The 19439-nt window shown below is 64.3% G+C and carries 15 protein-coding genes; 7 read left to right on the top strand and 8 right to left on the bottom strand.

Annotation, left to right across the window (positions count from 1 at the left end; translation table 11 throughout):
* Positions 1–17 precede the first annotated feature (17 nt).
* The 7 genes from pgaB to AB4061_RS16520 all read right to left on the bottom strand — a co-directional run bounded on the left by pgaB (position 18) and on the right by AB4061_RS16520 (position 9279).
* Complete coding sequence (gene pgaB / locus AB4061_RS16550) at positions 18–2063, bottom strand: poly-beta-1,6-N-acetyl-D-glucosamine N-deacetylase PgaB (protein WP_441635595.1); 2046 nt, start codon at positions 2061–2063, stop codon at positions 18–20.
* Between the two features lie 6 nt (positions 2064–2069).
* A complete protein-coding gene (pgaA, locus tag AB4061_RS16545; protein WP_441635593.1) occupies positions 2070–4115 on the bottom strand; it encodes a poly-beta-1,6 N-acetyl-D-glucosamine export porin PgaA in 2046 nt (681 codons plus the stop codon).
* A gap of 1013 nt (positions 4116–5128) precedes the next feature.
* Positions 5129–5872, bottom strand: a complete 744-nt coding sequence (phbB, locus tag AB4061_RS16540; protein ID WP_441635591.1) for an acetoacetyl-CoA reductase — start codon at positions 5870–5872, stop codon at positions 5129–5131.
* 147 nt (positions 5873–6019) lie between these two features.
* Positions 6020–6577, bottom strand: a complete 558-nt coding sequence (locus AB4061_RS16535) for a phasin family protein (protein WP_441635589.1) — start codon at positions 6575–6577, stop codon at positions 6020–6022.
* Positions 6578–7307: 730 nt separating this feature from the next.
* Positions 7308–7442: a hypothetical protein gene (locus tag AB4061_RS16530; protein WP_441635587.1), complete on the bottom strand. Its 135-nt coding sequence runs from the start codon at positions 7440–7442 to the stop codon at positions 7308–7310.
* A 69-nt stretch (positions 7443–7511) separates the two neighbouring features.
* The gene (locus AB4061_RS16525; protein WP_441635585.1) at positions 7512–8186 is read right to left on the bottom strand and encodes a M24 family metallopeptidase; all 675 of its coding nucleotides are present in this window, start codon (positions 8184–8186) and stop codon (positions 7512–7514) included.
* Positions 8187–8361: 175 nt separating this feature from the next.
* The gene (locus AB4061_RS16520) at positions 8362–9279 is read right to left on the bottom strand and encodes a LysR family transcriptional regulator (protein ID WP_441635583.1); all 918 of its coding nucleotides are present in this window, start codon (positions 9277–9279) and stop codon (positions 8362–8364) included.
* Between the two features lie 161 nt (positions 9280–9440).
* Here AB4061_RS16520 and AB4061_RS16515 point away from each other — a divergent pair, with 161 nt between their 5' ends.
* The 7 genes from AB4061_RS16515 to AB4061_RS16485 all read left to right on the top strand — a co-directional run bounded on the left by AB4061_RS16515 (position 9441) and on the right by AB4061_RS16485 (position 17194).
* Complete coding sequence (locus tag AB4061_RS16515; protein WP_441635581.1) at positions 9441–10646, top strand: pyridoxal phosphate-dependent aminotransferase; 1206 nt, start codon at positions 9441–9443, stop codon at positions 10644–10646.
* 42 nt (positions 10647–10688) lie between these two features.
* Entirely contained in the window at positions 10689–11663 is a 975-nt protein-coding gene (locus tag AB4061_RS16510; RefSeq protein WP_441635579.1) for a Bug family tripartite tricarboxylate transporter substrate binding protein, read from the top strand.
* A 35-nt stretch (positions 11664–11698) separates the two neighbouring features.
* Positions 11699–12397, top strand: coding sequence for an RraA family protein (locus AB4061_RS16505; RefSeq protein ID WP_441635694.1), 699 nt, complete (start codon positions 11699–11701; stop codon positions 12395–12397).
* A gap of 243 nt (positions 12398–12640) precedes the next feature.
* Positions 12641–13918, top strand: coding sequence for a bacteriohopanetetrol glucosamine biosynthesis glycosyltransferase HpnI (gene hpnI / locus AB4061_RS16500; RefSeq protein WP_441635577.1), 1278 nt, complete (start codon positions 12641–12643; stop codon positions 13916–13918).
* Positions 13915–15336, top strand: a complete 1422-nt coding sequence (hpnJ, locus tag AB4061_RS16495) for a hopanoid biosynthesis associated radical SAM protein HpnJ (RefSeq protein ID WP_441635575.1) — start codon at positions 13915–13917, stop codon at positions 15334–15336. Before hpnI ends, hpnJ begins: the two co-directional genes overlap by 4 nt.
* Positions 15337–15353: 17 nt before the next feature.
* Entirely contained in the window at positions 15354–16208 is an 855-nt protein-coding gene (gene hpnK / locus AB4061_RS16490; RefSeq protein ID WP_441635573.1) for a hopanoid biosynthesis-associated protein HpnK, read from the top strand.
* Complete coding sequence (locus tag AB4061_RS16485) at positions 16205–17194, top strand: lysylphosphatidylglycerol synthase domain-containing protein (protein ID WP_441635571.1); 990 nt, start codon at positions 16205–16207, stop codon at positions 17192–17194. Before hpnK ends, AB4061_RS16485 begins: the two co-directional genes overlap by 4 nt.
* A gap of 69 nt (positions 17195–17263) precedes the next feature.
* Here the strand turns inward: AB4061_RS16485 and AB4061_RS16480 are convergent, their stop codons facing one another.
* Complete coding sequence (locus AB4061_RS16480) at positions 17264–19345, bottom strand: 3-hydroxyacyl-CoA dehydrogenase NAD-binding domain-containing protein (protein ID WP_441635569.1); 2082 nt, start codon at positions 19343–19345, stop codon at positions 17264–17266.
* Positions 19346–19439: the final 94 nt, after the last annotated feature.

Below are 19439 nucleotides of genomic sequence, written 5' to 3'. Positions count from 1 at the left end.
TTTTATCGGCTCTTGGTCTAAACCTTCATGCCATTGCGCGGCCGCAGCAGGTTCTGCATGGACATGACATCCCGCAGCACCGCCAGGTCTGGCTGGTTCACCATGAACTGGTCGGGGCAGTAGCCGAGGTGCTTCACGCCAGCCATGCGCAGGCGCTGCATCTGATCGCGTAGCGCGGTGCTGGCGACCGGCGCCTGGGTACGGCCGTCGAGTGTCTGCAGCGCGAAGATGGTTTTTGGCAGCGCGCCCGGATGCGCCGCTACGGCCCGGACCAGGCCCTCCAGCCAGGGCGTCGAAGGCGGGCCGCCTCCGGCATCCGCGTAGGCCATCAGGTTGACGAAGTCGTATTGCGCGGCGAATGCATCGATGTCCTGGGCCAGGCGCATGCTCGCATCGGGACGCAGCACCGCATTGGCAGGCAGGCTGCGCACGGTCAGCACGTTGCCGCCGCCCTGATAGTCCTTGACCAGGTCGCCCAGTTGCCGCGTAAAGTCGATCAGGTACCGGAGCTTGGCGTCCGACCATCGTTGCAGCAGATCGGGGTTGGCGCGGATCGCAGCCAGTCCGCGCGGCAACCCCCAGTCCGCGTAGGCCGCAAGCGCCGCGTCGCTCGCGTCTTCGACATCGCTCAGGCTCGCGTCATCGCCAAACACGACGCCGTTCAGACTGGTGTATCTGCCCAGGTCGTAGTAGATATCGCGGATCACGTTGCGGGCGAGCGGGTCGAAGGGGCTGAGCCGTTGCCGCTGGCGCGGGTCGAGGGGCGTGGCCGGCGCGCCCGGCATCACCGCTACCAGCCGGGACGAAGCCGGATGGCCCGCGGGCAGCTTGTAGGCAAGCACCGGCAATGCCGCGTAGACCTGTACGCCAGCTCGGGTGATCAGCTGCCAGGCCGCGCGCGAGAACAGGTCGCTGCGCACCGGCATGTGGCGGTTGGGAAAGTAGAGCGCCTGGGCGGTGCCGCTGCCGTCGGGATCGTGAAACGCCTGCAGGTAGACCGACTTGGGCTCAAGATCCTTGATCCGGTCTATCAGCCGCGACAGCCTGGCCTCCTGGCGATCGGGGTTCGGATCGTACACCTCGTCGAGAGAGACGTTGACAACTCGTTCGACCGGCTGGTTATCGCCGCGATAGGCCGACTGCTGGCGGAACTGGCCCATCATGACACCTGCATCCCAGTCGTAGGAGACCAGCAGGCGCCTGATCTTGGTCAACGGCACCTCGGGCGTATTGGGCCCGTCGTCGAGGGTGAAGTGGACATTCATGCCCAGTTTGTGCGAAGCGCCGATCAGCGCCGCGTTGTACATGCCGTAGGGCCAGACCATCGAACGCACCCGAACCCCGGTTTTCGCCTGGATCATGTCTGAACACGTCTTCAGGTCACCACCGACCCGGTTTTCGTATTCCTGGTCGGTTTCGTAGCGTTTCAGGTCGGCATGGTAGCGGTGCGCGCTGGCCGCCGGTAGTTCGTTGCCCTGAGGATTGGCCACCGCACCGTGGTGCATGTCGTGCGTGTGCGAGGCGATCTCCACCAGGCCTGACTCAGCCATCTCGCGCAGGTTGTCCCAGCTCATGAAATAGCCCGGCGCCATCACCGACTTATGGCTGATGCGCACCGGCTCGTCCCGCGGCGTACCGGTCCAGCGCGACACCACGGCGACCAGGCCTGGGTAGTTGTACTGTTGCAAGAGCGGAAAGGCCTTGGTGTACTGGCTCTCGTAGGCATCGTCGAAGGTCAGCAGCACAGCGCGCGGCGGCAGGCGCGGGCCGCCGTTGCGCGAGGCAATGATCTGGTCGACGCTGACCGGGTGGAAGTCGTTGCCCTTGAGCCAGGCGAAGATATTGTTTAGCGTGGCAGTGCTGATCGCACAGGTATCTGCCACTGTTCCCACATCCGCACGCAGGTCGTCCCGGATGTCGTGAAACGCGAGTACGCGGAAGGTCAGCCCGTCGTCGCGATCCTGCGGCGGCAGCAAGGACAGCGCATAGCCGGCGTGCACGCTATTGGTCACCGACAGCGCGCCGGCGAGCCCGATGAATGTTCGGCGATTGAGCTTTTGCATGATGACCTATAGAGGGACGTTGAGGTTGAGGTAGATCAGCTTGGTTGTTTCCCGGTTGGAGTCGAAGCGTCTGCTGCCGATGCCGATGCCGTAGGTGAGCGAAGCCTTGCGGCCAAGCTGCCAGAATTGTTCGAGACGCGCTTCCCACAACATGCTGTCGCCAAAGCCGTCCTGCCGGTAGCCACCTGCGGTGACATACACGCGCTGGCTGAAGGACTTCTCGGCATAGCGCCACGGCGTCCATTGGTACATGGTGCGCAGTTGCGCGGTGTAGTCGCGGCGCGGATTGAAGTAGGCGGTGCCGTCCAGCGTATTGCTGGTGGTACCCACGTCGAGCCAGATCGCCACCTGGTGGCGCGGTTGGTTCAGCAGCCGCTGGTAGGCGGTGCCCTGCCACATCTGGTGAAAGTTGGTGTCGCTGTAGCGCGAGGCGCCGTACATCACATTGAAGTAGCGCGCATCGTCCTGCGAGTAGCGCGCCGATGCCGTGGCGGTGCGGCCTGTCACGCCGGCCTGGTAGGCCTTCAACGGCAACGCGTTGTCGTTGGAGTCGACACCCGCGCCAAAGCGCCAGTCATCATTGGGCTGGAAGGCGACCGTGCCGGTGCCGCCGGTCTTGCCCTGGCCTCCGGTGGACTGATGCAGCTCGGCGGCGGCTTCCCAGCCGTCGCGCCGGAAGTCGCCGCCGAGGCCGTTGCGTATGCGGCTGACGCTCTGGCCATCGCCGGTGTCGCCACGCGCCGTGTACTGGTGCGCGAAGACACGCCAGTAGTCGGCCATCGGCGACGAATAGAGACGGGTGTCAACACCCCAGGCATGATCCGCCAGCACTGCGTTGCCGCGCTCGCCAATGGCGTCGATGACCAGTTGCGGGCGCTCGTAGACACGGTACTCGCGCTGGAAGTTCTTGACGCTGTTGTTGTCGGGGAAATTGCCGTCGAAGGCCGCGGCGACCGCCTTCGCCTGATCGTACTGATGGAGTTGGAGGGCGGTCTTGCCGAGCCCCACCAGGCTTTCGATATCGCCGGGGTGGTCGGCCTGCGACTGCCGGTAGATGCTTTGCGAGGCGTATGGGCGTTCCAGCACCAGCGAACCGTCCGCGCGGGCGGTCAGCAGGGACGGATCGAAGGGGGCATCCTTGCGCAAGGCATCCAGTGCCTGGACGCCCTCTTTGACGTGATTGGTATAGAGGAGGTATTGCGCCTGCAGCTTCTTGACGTGGCCGTACTCGGGATTTGTCTTGTCCAAGTCTTCGGACAGCTCGGTTTGCGCCGGCGTGCTACGGGCCATCATCGAGACCAGTTTGAGCGCCGCCTCGTAATGTCCCTGGTCCAGGTAGGCAAAGAACAAGCTTTCCTGCACGCTAGGACGCGATAGCGCATAAGGCTCGGTAGTCTCCTGGATCGGCTCGATGACCGCCTGCAAGGCCAGTTCGTAGGCGCGCGAGGCAAGGTCGGGCTTATCGAGATAGGCGTAGGCATCGCCCGCGGCGGCATAAGCCGAGCCCGGCAGCGGCTCGTTGGCCAGCGAGAGCTGCTCGTATAGCGCGGTGGCCTCCTTCATGCGCCCGCGCACGGACAATGCCGTGAGGCGATCGGACTGGACCGCGCGCCGCACCCCGTTGTATTCGTCGTCGGCAGGAATCCTGTCTTGCAGTGCCTGGGCTGCGGCAAGCGCGGCGTCGGCGGGAACCAGGCGATCCTGGTCATTGGAAGCGATGGCTTGCTGCCGCGCCCACCGGATTTGCTGGGCAACCACAAGATGCTCCAGCAGCAGCAGATCCCGGCGCGCGAAGACATCCGGGCGTGCGGCGGCCTGTTCCAGCGCCAGTTTTGGGGAACCTGCTTCGGCCAGGGCGAAAATGCGCTCCCTGAGCCTGTCGTTCTCGCCCGCCGATGCGGGTTGCTCCAGCCCGGCCGGCGGCCGCACGCGCGGCATTGCCGGCTTTGCGGTCTCTGCCGCGCAATGCTCGCGGGCGAACAGCGCTAACAGCACGGCCGTGGTCTTGAGCGTGGTCCGCAATCGCTTGCGGCACTGCTGGGATGCGTTCACGTCTTGTTCCCCCGGAATGCCCTGCTGCAAACAAAACGTCTCCCTTGGCGTGCGGCATATCCTTGCCGGCACCAATGCGTGTAACCGGAGAGACGGACATCACACGGCCAACCTGATGGCCCTGTTGCAACGCAACGCGCCAATCCGGTCCACCGAGACATGACCTTGCTGAATCCGACCAGAAATCAAAGCGACCCCGGCGCTGCGCCGGTTGCGCCCTGTTGTTCCCATCCAATGCCTGTCGCGCGCGGCAGCGATCTGTGCTGCAGCGATGCGGCCTATGCCTCTGTATCTTCTCGTTCTGCTTTCGTCTGCCGCAAAAACGGCGGCTTCCTGCCAACCACGTCTCCAGGCGTACCCGTTGCGCCTGCCTTGATGCCTGCTTGGAGGCCGTTTCCAAAAGATGCTAGCGTCGTCGCGCGGGCCTTGCTCGCACCACTTGTACTGTCTGCGGCCGTGCGCCTAGCCAGAACCGCTTCGCTTCATGTTGAAACGGCACTCTTAGTGCTTGTGCGTCATTATTTGGTGATTGGGTGCTATTGCGACAGTCGCCAAAAGCACTAGAGGGACCAGCTGAAAGTTGGAGGTGACCTAAACCGGGAGACCGGCCCCGTGGCCCGGGTGCGGTACGAGGAGGGCGTAATGTGCGCCACGCCGCAAACCGGTGGGACTTCGGTGGGACTTATGGCGGATGGCTGCGAATGCTGCGCGTGTTTGGTCTTGTCGCGGCAATCCAGGGGGGGGAGCGCCATGGCAATCTCACATGCAGCGCGCCCTGCGGCTGTTGTGCGCCGCTTCAAGGTGTCGCCCGCCGACTATCCGGTGGAGGCCACCCACAAGCAACGAACGCAATATGTGATCTTCGAGACAGGACCCCTGGGGACAGGCATGCGCCGGCAGCAATGACCTGCGGCTGGCCCGCCCGGCAACGGCGCGGCCCTCTGTCACCCCCCTACGCAGTTGAAGGAGCGGGCCGAGACCCGCTGTGCAGCTTCGGTCTGCTTCTACCAGTGTCACTGCAGATGCTGGCCCCCATTGATCGCAATGTTTGCGCCAGTCAGGAAAGCCGCTTCACGCGAACATAGGTAGACAATCAAGGCCGCCACCTCCTCCGGCTTCCCCAGGCGGCCAACCGGGATTTGCGGGATGATCCTGGTGTCCAGGATCTCCTGCGGCACCGCTGTCACCATCTTGGTCGCAATGAACCCGGGAGACACGGTGTTGACCGTCACGCCGCTCTTGGCTACCTCGAGCGCCAGCGATTTCGTGAAGCCATGCATGCCTGCCTTGGCCGCTGCATAGTTGGTTTGGCCAAAGCCGCCTTTCGAGCCGATGATGGATGACACATTCACGATCCGCCCCCAGCCGCGCTTGACCATCTCGTCGCACACCGGCTTGGTCATATTGAACACCGAATCGAGATTCGTCCGCATGACCGAGTCCCAGTCAGCTTTTTCCATCTTCCTGAAGCTCGTGTCCCGCGTGATTCCGGCGTTGTTGATCAGAATGTCGACAGGACCAATCTCCGCCCGAATCCTCGCCACACCCAGCTGGCATGAATCGTAATCGGCCACGTCGACCGGAAAGGCATGGAATCGGCGTCCGCTTTCCCCCATCCGCGACAGCCAGCTGGCAACACCCGCGTTCCCCGGGGAGTGGGTCACAACCACCTCACAATCCGCTTCCAGCAGCCTGGTGCTGATGGCCTCTCCCAATCCCCCCATCCCCCCCGTTACCAGGGCTATCCTCGTCGTCATGATTTGAATCCTCCATACACTGCGTTGATGGCCAGGTCGTTGACACGGCCGTGGGAGCAGGTGGCCGAAGCCCAGCCTGCCGCTGGACATGGCCTGCGTTCGCAGCGGCCCCGCGAAGCGAAGGGGCCGCTGCGGCCATCGCGCGGCCTACTGCCGGACGGCTCGGGCAGCCGGTTGCTTCACTGACCTGGAGGCCGCTTCGGCCGCCGTATTAAAGCTGCTCTGCGCAACGTGCGCTGCCTGCTTTGCCGTCGACTGCATGGTCTCGTATAGCGTGTGGGTTGCATCGATTGCCGACTGCCAGGCGGCGACAGCCGCGCTGGAACCTGCTGGCGCAGCGCTCACCGCATTGTCAAGGAGACGCTGCACCCCGCGCTTGTTTTCCTCGTAGTGCGTTTCCGCCGCCTTGTCGAATTCGACCCGCGTCGCGGACGCGATTTCAAAAAATTGCAGGCGATACGAGAGCGCTTTTTCCGTCGCTTGCTTGAGCAACTCGATCTGCAATGCGAAAAATTCCTGGGGGTCCTTGACCGACAGGGCTTTGCGCGCGCCTTCACAAGTCTCGGATAGCGCGCCTTTCGTCGTCTCGATATTCAATGCAAGCAGCTTCTCAAAACCTTCGACAGCTTTGGTCGTCAGACCTGCCGCGGCGTCAATCATCGCCTTCTGCGCAGCCAGAACTTGCTCGGGGGACAGCTGAATCATCTTGCAGCTCCTTAGTGTGACCCACGCCCCGTGCCATCCCATGACAGCACGTTCGCGGCGGAGTCGCGTGAATTGAGCGGCGGCGTAACCGCGGAGGTTCCGGTGCGCAAGAGCCGAGTGCATGCCAGGCGCCTGCAGGCATCTCAGACGGGCGCGCTGCGCCCTTGTCGTGAGGCGGGACGTGCCAAATCCGCTCTGCGGGGGACACGCCTGAAGGCTCTGAGCCAGGCGTAGCCCTGGATTGTTGGCTGAGGCCGGCGAAAGCCCGGCCCAGGCCGTTCGAGGTCGAGCGCTATTGGTTTATGCATCCAGATGCGCCTTCTGAGTTCGCACCCAAAATAACCTCGATTGGCTTGAAACCACAGATCAGATACTTTAGATCAAATTTGTATACTCTGAGATTTAATATTTTAAATTCAGAGTTAATTAATCTTCACATAGAAGATATTTAAATAAATTACCCCCGGAAAGAGGGGATCGAGATCGCAAGGCTCGTTGCAATGCATCAATTGCCTGGGCGCCCGTTACATCGGTGCGACGTGGGCCGTGCCCTGGCTAACGGCGTAGGACCGCAGGCACCGGGTATCTCGCGGAGTCCGTGTTTGGCAAGTGCCTTCGCGAAGTGTCGATCGAGATCGTTTTCGAACAACGATTGCTCATGGGCCTGCATGGCTGCACGGCCGCCTTTCGCCAGGGCGTGCGCAAGAATGCCGGTGTCGGTATGCTGCGGTTAGCTGCCCCAGTCGGTATTGAGTTGCGGTAGCGCAAGCGCGGACATCGCGGCCAGGAACGCCTGCTGATGAAGCGCCACTGAGTCCGTCAGCGTGCCATCGATGTCCAGAACAAGAATGCGGTCAGTTGTCATGGTCAGGCTCTGGTTGGCAGGTAGCGCGCGTGTGGCATGCGAGAAACGCCCCTCCCGACACTGGGCTGGTTAGCTGGCTATCAGGATGTCTTCATAGAAGGCGCCGAATGGCTTGGTGGGATGGGCGATCTGGATCTCCAGAATCCACAGTCCGGTCTTGGGGCACAGTTCATTGTCTCCCAAGTCCCCCGCCCGATAGATCGCATGGGGGAAATCGGATACGCGGTGCCCCTTGATTTCGAGGTTGAGCTTCCAGCCCGCAGCCTCGGCCCTCTGCGCTGCATATTGGTATAGCGCCGGTCCGCCAAGGCCATCTTCACGCCAGCGCGCGCTGACTTCTTGCCAGAGGGTGCGCGCGGCCTCGGCGCAGGCATGCATCTCCGGGTCCTCCCCCACGACGAAGGTATCACCCGCATCGCCTTCATGATCGTCCCAGACAATGCCGAGGTCTATGAAGAAGATGTCATGCGCACCGAGAACATGATCCGGATCTATGCGCTCCTTGAACGTCTTCAGGGTGTTCCGGCCAAAGCGCACGATGATCTGATGCCAGATGCGCTGCATGCCCATCGCTTCGAGCGTGATGCGGGCAAAATCACAGGCCTGTTTTTCGGTCATGCCTGGACGAATGCCCGCGGCAATACGCTGGACCCCTTCGAAGGTCTTGTCCCGCGCGTATTGCATGGCGGGCAATGAGAATTTGGCCCCAACGGCTTCCCGATCCAGCCTTGATGTGCTTTCCATGAAAAATCCAGATGTCGTCATGATTCTGCCGAGTTGAGGCGGGCTGCGGTGCTCCCGCTTGATTTTCGAAATATATCATTGAATATAACGAGTGGGCATTACGACACTCCCGGTCATGCCGAATCGGTTTCTGCGAATCGAAGTGGTGGGGTGGCCGCTCCCGGACGCGATGCGCTCACCGCGCCACCGCGAGGTCATGCGGGCCGCGCGAGAAGTCGCACACAAGCCGGCTGACTTCAGCAATGACATCCAGCGCCGCACTGAAGGCATCGTCCCGGTACACCGCGCAATAGACCAGTGGCGGTGGCATGGGGTCGCTCTTGACCACGCGCAAGAGTCCTTGCTCGATATCCGCGGCGAAGTAGTCCAGGGCAAGCTGGCTGATACCGAGTCCTTCGATGGTCAGTGCTCTCAATACGGTCAGGCTGTTGGTGGCAAATACCTTCTTGAACTTGAATCCATGCTCCCGGCGCCAGGCGCCGTAGAACGTGTTCTTCGCGGACCCGATGGATTGCTCCAGCACCGGATACTGGGCAAATTCCTCGGGCTGCAGCGGCCTGTCGGGTAACGCGAGGGTGGGGCTTGCCATCCACAGGTCTTCCACGCGGCCCACCTCCACTGTCTTGTAGGCTTCGCCCCAGAACGTGCCCGGCAGGATCGCCAGGTCGATCTTGTTTGCCTCCAGGCCTTCAAACAGGTTCATGCCCGCATCCACCACAGGCTCCAGTTGAAGCTCCGGATGCCGGTTCTTCAGTTCCTTGAGCAGCCTGGTCAGCCAGGTCAGCGCGATGAGTTCGGTGACGCCGATGCGGTAGGTGCCGGTGAGCTTGTCGACCTGCCCGACCTCCGCATCGATCCGCTCGCGCAGCCGCATGGCTTCTTCGGCGAGGATCAGGAGCCGGCTGCCGGCATGCGTGGGCACGAGGCCCTTTGGCGTGCGGTGGACGAGTTGCACGCCCAGGACCGCCTCCAGTTCGCCGACACGCTTGGACATGGCCGATTGCGTTGCGTGGAGCTTGGTGGCCGCCGAACTGAAGGATGCATGCGTCACACAGAAGTAGAAGGCTTCCAGTTGCTTGAACGTCACAGACATTTGATTTCCCGATTCTGCGCAGCGACATATTCTCGCACCAACGATGCCATCGTCACGAAAAAATGGAATACCGGTGCAATCCGATTTCTCGTTTTGCCGGGCCGCTGCGGGGGCGGATACTTTCTCCCACGATCCCTTCCATCCTTCCATGGCCACGCCTCATGCTTCAGCTCACCGACCGACTCAACCGAATCAAGCCCTCTCCCAGTTCCATGGCGGGGCAACGCGTGCGAGAGCTCCGCGCGGCGGGGCGCGATGTGATCGGCCTCACCGCCGGGGAGCCGGACTTCGAGACGCCGGCCCACATCCGGGAGGCCGCCTGGGGCGCGATGCAAGCCGGCAAGACGCGCTACACCGATGTGGGCGGCACGGCCGAGCTGCGCCACGCCGCCGCGCAGAAGTTCAAGCGGGAGAACGGTCTCGACTATGCGGCCAGCGAGATCATCGTCAGCACCGGCGCCAAGCAGGTCATCTTCAATGCGCTCATGTGCACGGTGCAACAGGGCGACGAGGTCATCGTGCCCGCGCCATACTGGGTGTCATACCCGGATATCACGCTGTTTGCCGGTGGCGTGCCGGTGTTCGTGGCATGCAGGCCGGAGAACGGGTTCAAGCTCACGCCCGAGGATCTCGAGCGGGCCATCTCAGCGCGGACCCGCTGGCTGATCCTCAATTCGCCGAACAACCCCAGTGGTGCCGCCTATACCCGTACGGAACTGGTTGCCCTTGCCGAGGTACTGGAGCGTCATCCGCACGTCTGGGTGATGACGGATGACATCTACGAGCACCTCACCTACGACGGCGCCGCCTTTGTCACACTGGCGCAAGCCGCTCCGTCACTGAAGGCACGCACGCTGACGATCAACGGCGTCTCGAAGGCCTACGCGATGACGGGCTGGCGCATCGGCTACGCCGGCGCGCCGGCGCCGCTCATCAAGGCGATGGTGAAGCTGCAATCGCAAAGCACGTCCGGCGCCAATTCGGTGGCGCAGGCCGCGGCAATCGCGGCGCTGGATGGCCCGCAGGATTTCATCGCGGCCAACAAGGCGGTGTTCCAGGCGCGCCGGGACAGGGTCGTCGCCGCGCTCGGGCAGGTCGACGGCATTCACTGCCAGGCGCCGGCCGGGGCATTTTATGTCTTTGCGTCGTGCGAAGCGCTGATCGGCGCGCGCACACCGCACGGCTCGGTGATCCGGTCCAGCGACGACTGGGTCAACTGGCTGCTGGACTCGCAGGATCTCGCGGTATTGCAGGGTTCCGCCTACGGCGTCGATACGCACTTCCGGCTTTCGTTTGCCGCCAGCATGGCGCAGCTGGACGAGGGCTGCCGCCGGATCGAAGCCGCGGCCGCCGCATTGATTCGCTAGGCATCGCACGACCTTCCTTCACTCCATCCACCAGGGCGCACCATGAACTTTCTGCTGAAGTGTCTTCGACTCGCCGCGGCGGGCTTGCCGCTGCTTGCCACGGCTGCCCATGGCGAGCCCGCGTATCCCTCGAGGCCGATCCGCATCCTTGTGGGCTTTTCTCCTGGTGGCTCGAACGATATCGTCGCCCGTCTGCTGGCGCCCAAGCTGTCCGAGGCCCTGGGCCAGCAGGTGCTCATCGACAACCGCCCCGGCGCCGGCGGCAACATCGCTGCCGACACCATGCTGAAAGCGCCCGCCGATGGCCACACCCTGATGATCTGCACCACGGGGATGCTGTCCATCCAGCCGTCCTTGCAGAAGCTCAGCTACGATCCGCAGACCGACATCATTCCCGTGTCCCTGATCGCCAACACGCCGTACATCGCGCTGGTCAACGCGGCGCTGCCCATCCACAACGTCAAGGAACTGATCGCATATGCCAAGGCCAATCCGGGCAAGCTGAACTTCGCTTCGTCCGGCAATGGCACGGCGGGCCACCTCGCGGGCGAAATGCTCAAGCTGCGCGCCGGCATCAACATCGTCCACGTGCCTTACAAGGGCACGGGCCAGGCCATGACGGACCTGCTTGGCGGCCAGGTCTCGCTGATCTTCGACCAGCCCATCAGCTCCCTGCCGTACGCCAAATCCGGAAAGCTGCGCGTGCTTGGCGTGGCGTCGCTGCAGCGCCTGCAGTCGCTGCCCGACGTGCCAACCTTTGCGGAGTCGGGCGTGCCTGGGTTTGACCCCGTGGCGTGGACCGGGCTTTGCGCCGCCAAGGGCACGCCGGCCAGCGTGGTGGCGCGCTTGCAGCACGACGTGGCGCAGGTGCTGCGCCAGCCGGACGTGGCACAGCGCCTGAGCCAGGACGGCATGGAAGTGGTTGGCAGCACGTCGGATAAATTCCGCGAGTTCCTGGTCTCCGACAAGCGCAAATGGGTGGGCGTGATCAAAGAAGCCAACGTCACGCTGAATTGAAGGGACACGGCATGGAAATCGACATCGACATCGACATGAACATCGAGAGCAACCTGCCGGATATGGTCCGGGATTTCGCGCGTGTTCGCCCGGACCTGGTCGAGCAGGCGTCCCGGTTCGCCGCCTCGATCTTCGCGGATGTGGCGGGGCGCCGGGGCGGCATGCACGGGCGCATCGCACCGCTCGATCGCGCCAGCCGCTTCTGCGGGACCGCGCTCACGGTCGAAGTCCGGCCGGGAGACAACCTGATGATTCACGCCGCCATGGCGCTCGCAAAGCCAGGCGATGTGATCGTGGTGGACGGCAAGGGCGACCAGTCTTGCGCGCTGATGGGGGCCATCATGGCGAACCAGTGCAAGGCGCTTGGCGTGGCGGCGGTGGTGCTGGACGCGGCATCGCGCGACGCCGACGAGATTCGCGAGCTGGGCTTTCCGATGTATTCCGTGGGCACGAATCCCAATGGCCCCACCAAGCTTGTGCCCGGTCGCGTCAACCATCCGATCCAATGCGGCGGCGTTACGGTCAGGGCCGGTGATCTCGTGATCGGCGACGCCGATGGCGTGGTGGTGGTCGAGCGCGAAAAGGTGGCCGAGCTGATCGGGAAGGCGGCCGAGAAGGTGGCGGCGGAGCGCAAACGGATCGATGGCATCCGGTCCGGCCAGGCGTTGCGCCCGGCCTGGCTCGACGCGTCCTTGCAGGCGGCGGGCGTGCTCAAGGCGGGCGAGGCGCTCTGAGCGCAGCAGGCACTCTGGGTCTGTCCCAGGCCCTGGCCCGTCCGATATAAATAGAATTAACAAGAATTGTTATCAATATCTTTCTTGTCTAATTTAGGTACCCCACGTTGTCCCCATGCCATCAGCGATCTTACTAGTGGACGAAATAACTTCTGTGCGTCATATTTCCCCTTAATACTTCCTTAAGTATTCACGCTATACCGTACAACTTTAGTCAAATCCTTACTTTGAGGGCTGGCCGAAATGACGTTGGAGGGGCTCGCTGGTCCGGCAGTTGCATGGCTCGCGGCAGGATATGCCGTGGCGGCGGCGTGGATCAGCCGACGCGCCTCGCCCGGCCCGGCGCCCGCCTGCGAAGCCCCGGATAGCTCCAGCATCCGTCCGGTGAGCGTGCTCAAGCCGCTTTGCGGCGCCGAGCCGCATCTCTATGAAAACCTGGCCACGTTGTGCCGGCAACAGCACCCCGCCTACCAGATCGTGTTCGGCGTGCGCGCTGCCGACGATCCCGCCATTGGCGTCGTGGAGCGCTTGCGCGCCGATTTCCCCGCCTGCGAGATCGATCTGGTCATCGATCCCCGGGTGCATGGCAGCAATCTCAAGGCCAGCAACCTGATCAACCTCTGCGCCAGCGCGCGCCACGCATGGCTGGTGGTCGCCGATAGCGACATTGCCGTGGCGCCGGATTATCTGGCACGCGTTACCGCCCCCCTGGCCGATGCCCGGGTCGGTGTGGTGACCTGCCTGTATCGCGGCCATCCGGTTGGTGGCTTCTGGTCGCGCCTGGGGGCGGGATTTATCGACCACTGGTTCGCGCCTTCGGTGCGGATCGCCCACGCGGGCGGCTCCCGCAGTTTTTCCTTTGGCGCCACTATTGCGCTGCGGCGTGATGCGCTGGCCGCAATTGGCGGGTTTGAAGCGCTCTCCAATCGCCTTGCCGACGATTTCTGGCTGGGCGAGCTGGTTCGGCGCCAAGGGCTGGAGACGGTGCTGTCGGATGAAATGGTCACCACCGATGTGACTGAATCAAGACTTGTTGATCTCTGGGCGCATGAATTGCGGTGGATGCGCACCATCCGCTCGCTCAATCCGGCTGGCTTCGCCTTCACCTTCATCACGTTCACCTGGCCAATGCTGGCGCTGGCCGCCTGGATTTCGCCGCAGCCGCTAGTGCTGGCCGCGGTGGTGATGGGCGGGCTCGCACGCAGTTTCCTGGCTGGCGGCCTCGGCGCCACCCTGATGGCGCCGCTGCGTGATACTTTGCTGCTCGTGGAGTGGGCGGTAGCCCTGGCCGGATCGCAGGTGCGTTGGCGCGATCGGATATTGCCGGTGCGAGACCCTTCCGCGGCCGACGCGCCGCTGCAGCCGCGCGCGCCGGCGGCGCGTGCGGGCATGGAACCTTACCAGGGTGCTGGCGTAACGCTTCGCCCCCTTCCCTTGATGACGGAGGGGACGGACAATGGCGTGCCGGAACGCCAGTCGTCCCGTTCGAAAAACGGCTTGAATCCCCCGAGGCTGCTATGAAAACCTTGTTCCTCCAGGTGCCTTCCTTCGATGGCTTTGACGGTGGTGCCGGCTCGCGCTACCAAGCCAAGCGCGAAATCAAATCGTTCTGGTACCCGACGTGGCTGGCGCAGCCCGCCGCCCTGGTGCCGGGCAGCCGCGTGCTCGATGCGCCCGCCGACGGCCTGGGTGTGCAGGAAACGCTGGATATCGCCGCCGGCTATGAGCTCGTCATCATCCACACGAGCACGCCGTCCTTTCCCACCGATGCCAAGTTCGCGGAAGAACTCAAGGCACGCCATCCCGGGGTGATGATCGGCATGGTAGGCGCCAAGCCCGCCGTCGACCCCGGCGGCACGCTCGGCGCGAGCCCCGCCATCGATTTCGTGTGCCGCGAGGAATTCGACTACACCTGCCAGGAGGTGGCCGCCGGCAAGCCGCTCAAGGACGTGCTCGGCCTGAGCTACAAACTGCCCGATGGCTCGCAGGAGCACAACGGCCCGCGCCCGATGATCGAGAACATGGACGAGCTGCCTTTCGTGGCGCCCGTCTACAAGCGCGACCTGAAGATCGACAACTACTTCATCGGCTACCTGAAGCACCCCTACGTCTCGATCTATACCGGGCGTGGCTGCCGCTCCAAGTGCACCTTCTGCCTGTGGCCGCAGACCGTGGGCGGGCACCGCTACCGTACGCGCTCCCCGCAGAGCGTGGTCGCCGAGGTCAAATGGATCAAGGAGAACATGCCTGAGGTCAAGGAGATCATGTTCGACGACGACACCTTCACGGATTTCAAGCCGCGCGTGGAGGAGATCGCGCGAGAGCTGGGCAAGCTGGGCGTGACATGGTCCTGCAATGCCAAGGCCAACGTGCCCTACAGCACGCTCAAGATCATGAAGGAAAACGGCCTGCGCCTGCTGCTGGTGGGCTACGAGTCCGGCGACGACCAGATCCTGCTGAATATCAAGAAGGGCCTGCGCACCGATATCGCGCGCCGCTTCACCGAGGACTGCCGCAAGCTCGGCATCATCATCCACGGCACCTTCATCCTCGGCCTGCCGGGTGAAACGCGCGAGACGATCGAGAAGACCATCGCCTACGCCAAGGACATCAATCCGCACACGATCCAGGTCTCGCTGGCAGCGCCCTATCCGGGCACCACGCTATACCGGCAGGCGGTGGAAAACGGCTGGCTGGAAGACAACAAGGTGATCAACCTGGTCAACGACAAGGGCGTGCAGCTGGCCGCGATCAGCTATCCGCACCTGAGCAAGGAAGAGATTTACCACGGCGTGGAAACGTTCTATAAGTGCTTCTACTTCCGTCCGGGCAAGATCTGGGAAATCGTGCGCGAGATGCTGGGCAGCTGGGACATGATGAAGCGCCGCCTGCGCGAAGGGGTGGAGTTCTTCCGCTTCCTGCGCTCGCACGAGGCCTGACCCTGGCAAGCGATCCTGTGGCGTCCGATGATCCTGCGCGGCGTGCCCTGATCATCACCGCCGACGATTTCGGCCTGCACGGCGGCGTCAACGAAGCGGTGGAGCTGGCGCACCGCGATGGCGTGCTGAACGCCGCCAGCCTGATGGTGGGCGCGAGCGCGGCCGCCGACGCGGTGGCGCGCGCCAGGCGCCTGCCGCGCTTGCGCGTGGGCCTGCATGTGGTGCTGGCCGACGGCCCGGCCGTGCTGGCCCCGGCTGCCATTCCGGCGCTGGTGGACGCGCATGGCCGCTTCGGCTCGGCCATGGCGCGTGACGGCTTCCGTTTTTTCTTCCTGCCGCATGTGCGGCGCCAGCTGGCCGCGGAGATCCGCGCCCAGTTCGAGGCGTTCGCCGCCACCGGGCTGACGCTGGACCACGTGAACACCCACAAGCATTTCCATTTGCATCCCACCGTGTTGTCCCTGATCTTGCAGATCGGCCGCGAGTTCGGCCTGCGCGCCATGCGCCTGCCCAGCGAGCCTGCGGCGCTGCTGCTGCTGCGGCCCTGGCTGGCCCTGCTGCGCAGGCGGCTGGACCTGGCCGGCATTGCCCACAACGACTACGTGCTCGGCATCGCCAATAGCGGCGGCATGGACGAAGCCACCTTGCTGGCCGCGCTGGCGGCGCTGCCGGCGGGCGTGGGCGAGATCTACCTGCATCCCGGCGTGGTCTCCGGCGCCGAGGTCGCACCCAGCATGCATGGCTATCGCCATGCCGACGAGCTGGCCGCGCTGCTCTCGCCCCGCGTGCGCGAGGCGCTGGAGCGCACCGGTGTGCGCCGCGGCGGCTTTACCGACATCTTTGGCGCGCCCGGTGCCCTGGCTCCCGCATGAAGCGCCTGATCTACCTGACCGGGCTGTTGGGCATGCTGGCCCTGACGGCACTGGTGCTGCACGAAGGCGCGGCCGACATTGGCCGCATCGTTGGCCAGGCCGGCTGGCCGCTGCTGCTGCTGGTGCCCTTCCACGCGCTGCCGCTGCTGCTGGACGCGCAAGGCTGGCGGGTGTTGCTGACTTCAGCCGATCCCGATGAGTCCGCCGGCCTTGCCTTCCTGTGGTGGGTGGCCACCGTGCGCGAGGCGGTCAACCGGCTGTTGCCTACCGTGGGTGTGGGTGGCGAGCTGGTTGGCATCCGGCTGACCAGCTTGCGCATCACGGATACCACGGCAGTGACCGCCAGCATCGTGGTGGAGGTCATGGTGACGCTGTTCGCGCAGTACCTGTTCTCCGCGCTCGGCGTGGTGTTGCTGCTGCTGGCGCTCGGTGGCGGCGATGGCCAGGCCTGGGTGATCCTGGCGGGCCTGCTGCTGTCCTTGCCGGTGCCAGTGCTGTTTGCGCTCTCGCTGCGCCATAGCGCGCTGTTCGAGCGGCTGGAGGGTGCCGCGCGGCGCTTGTTCGGCACGGACCACCGGGTGGTCGCGCTGATCGACGGCGCCCGGCTCGACGCGCAGATCCGTGCGCTGAATGCGCGCCGCCGCGAATTGCTGGCCGCGCTGTGCTGGCAGTTCGCCGGCCTGGCCTTGGGCGCGGCGGAGATCTGGTTCGCGCTGTGGCTGCTGGGCCATCCCGTCCCGCTCTGGCAGGCGCTGGCGATCGAGTCGCTGACCCAGGCCGTGCGCCATGTGGCCTTCTTTGTGCCGGCCGGCCTTGGCGTGCAAGAGGCGGTGATGATGCTGCTGGGCCACCTGCTTGGCGTCGACCCGCAGGTGGCATTGTCGCTGGCGCTGGTCAAGCGCGCGCGCGAGGTGCTCTTCGGCATCCCGGCGCTGCTGTCGTGGCAGTGGGTGGAGCTGCGGCGCTGGCGGCGCGCAGCCGTGTAGCGGTGTAGCGGTGCATGCCCCCCGGCCGGGCCGGCCAAGGGGCGCATCAGCACGCAGCGCCGGAACTGCCTACTTCAGGTCGCTGAACTTCTTGCCCTGCGCAACCAGGTCCTCGAGCAGCTTGGCCGGCTTGAAGTCCGCGCCGAGCGTCGCCTGGAAGTTCTTCATGGCTGCCAGCACCTTGCCCAGCCCGATCGTGTCCGCATAGCACATCGGGCCGCCCCGGTACACCGGCCAGCCGTAGCCGTTGACCCACACCACATCGATGTCGGAGGCGCGGATGGCCTTGCCTTCCTCCAGGATCTTCGCGCCTTCGTTGATCATCGGGTAGATGCAACGCTCCAGGATCTCCTGCTCGGAGACCACGCGGCTGGTCTTGCCCTGCCTGGCGGCAAAGTCGCGGATGATCCCCTCGACCACGGGCGAGGGGATGGCATTGCGCTTCTCGTCGTAGTCGTAGTAGCCCGCGCCGGTCTTCTGGCCGCGGCGGTCCATCTCGCACAATATCTCGCGCAGCGTGGAGCTGCTGGATTTCTCGCGGATCCAGCCCAGGTCCAGGCCGGCCAGGTCGCTCATGGCGAACGGACCCATCGGGAAGCCGAAGTTGTACAGCACGCGGTCGATGTCCCACGGCAGCGCGCCTTCGAGCACGAGTTTCTGCGCCTCGCGCTGGCGCTGGGCGAGCATGCGGTTGCCGACAAAGCCCGGGCACACGCCCACCAGCGCGGCGATCTTGCCGATCTTGCGGGCCAGTTCCATCGACGTGCGGATGACGGGTTTGGAGGTCTTGTCGCCACGTACCACTTCGAGCAGCTTCATGACGTTGGCCGGCGAGAAGAAGTGCAGGCCGATCACGGATTCCGGCCGGGACGTGGCGGCGGCGATCTCGTTGACGTCGAGCGCGGAGGTGTTGGTGGCCAGGATGGCGCCTTGCTTCACGATCTTGTCGAGCTTGCCGAAGATGTCCTTCTTCACGTCCATGTTTTCATAGACGGCTTCGATGACCAGGTCGGCGTCGGCCAGCTGGCCGAGTTCCAGCGTCGGGGTCAGCAGCGCCATGCGCTTGTCGACGTCGGCGGCGGTGATGCGGCCCTTTTTGGCGGTGTTGTCGTAGTTGGCGCGGATGGTGCGCACGCCGCGGTCCAGCGCTTCCTGCGCGGTTTCCACGATCACGACGGGAATGCCGGCATTGAGCATGTTCATGGCGATGCCGCCGCCCATGGTGCCCGCGCCGATGATGCCAACCTTCTTCACGTCGATGACCGGCGTGTCGGCCGGCACGTCAGGCAGGTTCCAGACCTGGCGCGAGGCGAAGAAGTAGTAGCGCTGCGCGGCGGATTGCGTGCCGTTCATCAGCTCCAGGAAGAGCTTGCGCTCCACCTTCATGCCTTCGTCGAAGGGCAGGTTGACCGCCGCCTCAATGCAGCGGATGTTGTACTCGGGCGCGTCGAAGCCACGGAACTTGCGGGCGTTGGCGCGGCGGAAGTCGGCGAACAGCTCCGGCTTGCCGCGCGCGGCTTCCACTTTTTCGTTGAGGTCGCGCACCTTGCGCAGCGGGCGCTGCTCGGCGTTGACCTGCCTGGCGAAGGCAATGGCGCCGGCGCGCAGCGTGGCGTCCTCGGTCACCAGGTCGAACAGGCCCATCTCCGCCGCGGCGGCCGCGCCGATGTGGGCGCCCGAGGTCACCATGTCGAGCGCCTTGGCAGGGCCGACGATGCGGGGCAGGCGTTGTGTGCCGCCAGCGCCGGGCAGCAGGCCGAGGTTGACTTCGGGCAGGCCGCATTTGGCGGACCTGGCTGCCACGCGATAGTGGCAGACCAGTGCCACTTCCAGCCCGCCGCCCAGCGCGGTGCCGTGGATGGCGGCGACCACCGGTTTGGGCGAGCCTTCGATTGCGGCTTGCACGTCGGCCAGCGACGGGCCAACCGGCGGCTTGCCGAATTCGGTGATGTCGGCGCCGGCGATAAAGGTCTTGCCCGCGCAGGTCAGGACGATGCCCTTGACGTTGCTGTCGGCGATGGCGAGCTCGACGCCAGCGAGGATGCCGGCGCGGACTGCGGCGGACAGTGCGTTTACCGGCGGCGAGTTGAGCGTAAGGATGGCGATATCGCCTTCCACGGCGAGATCGGCGACTGCGTTGATGGCGGTCATGCGTGTGGACTCCAGTGTGTCAGTGTGTCAGTGTGTCAGTGTGTCGGTGTGTCGGTGTGTCGGTGTGTCGGTGTGTCAGTTCGGGTGGCTTGAT

The sequence above is a fragment of the Cupriavidus sp. YAF13 genome (genome assembly GCF_052113425.1).
Classification (GTDB): domain Bacteria; phylum Pseudomonadota; class Gammaproteobacteria; order Burkholderiales; family Burkholderiaceae; genus Cupriavidus.
This window is presented reverse-complemented; position numbering and strand designations above follow the sequence as displayed.

Bases quoted from the DNA above. Each gene is read 5' to 3' on its own strand.
- AB4061_RS16530 (WP_441635587.1), bottom strand. From the start codon at position 7,442: ATGACAACTGACCGCATTCTTGTTCTGGACATCGATGGCACGCTGACG.
- pgaB (WP_441635595.1), bottom strand. From the start codon at position 2,063: ATGCAAAAGCTCAATCGCCGAACATTCATCGGGCTCGCCGGCGCGCTG.
- phbB (WP_441635591.1), bottom strand. From the start codon at position 5,872: ATGACGACGAGGATAGCCCTGGTAACGGGGGGGATGGGGGGATTGGGA.
- AB4061_RS16510 (WP_441635579.1), top strand. From the start codon at position 10,689: ATGAACTTTCTGCTGAAGTGTCTTCGACTCGCCGCGGCGGGCTTGCCG.
- hpnJ (WP_441635575.1), top strand. From the start codon at position 13,915: ATGAAAACCTTGTTCCTCCAGGTGCCTTCCTTCGATGGCTTTGACGGT.
- AB4061_RS16520 (WP_441635583.1), bottom strand. From the start codon at position 9,279: ATGTCTGTGACGTTCAAGCAACTGGAAGCCTTCTACTTCTGTGTGACG.
- AB4061_RS16525 (WP_441635585.1), bottom strand. From the start codon at position 8,186: ATGGAAAGCACATCAAGGCTGGATCGGGAAGCCGTTGGGGCCAAATTC.
- AB4061_RS16515 (WP_441635581.1), top strand. From the start codon at position 9,441: ATGCTTCAGCTCACCGACCGACTCAACCGAATCAAGCCCTCTCCCAGT.
- AB4061_RS16485 (WP_441635571.1), top strand. From the start codon at position 16,205: ATGAAGCGCCTGATCTACCTGACCGGGCTGTTGGGCATGCTGGCCCTG.
- AB4061_RS16535 (WP_441635589.1), bottom strand. From the start codon at position 6,577: ATGATTCAGCTGTCCCCCGAGCAAGTTCTGGCTGCGCAGAAGGCGATG.
- AB4061_RS16505 (WP_441635694.1), top strand. From the start codon at position 11,699: ATGAACATCGAGAGCAACCTGCCGGATATGGTCCGGGATTTCGCGCGT.
- AB4061_RS16480 (WP_441635569.1), bottom strand. From the start codon at position 19,345: ATGACCGCCATCAACGCAGTCGCCGATCTCGCCGTGGAAGGCGATATC.
- hpnI (WP_441635577.1), top strand. From the start codon at position 12,641: ATGACGTTGGAGGGGCTCGCTGGTCCGGCAGTTGCATGGCTCGCGGCA.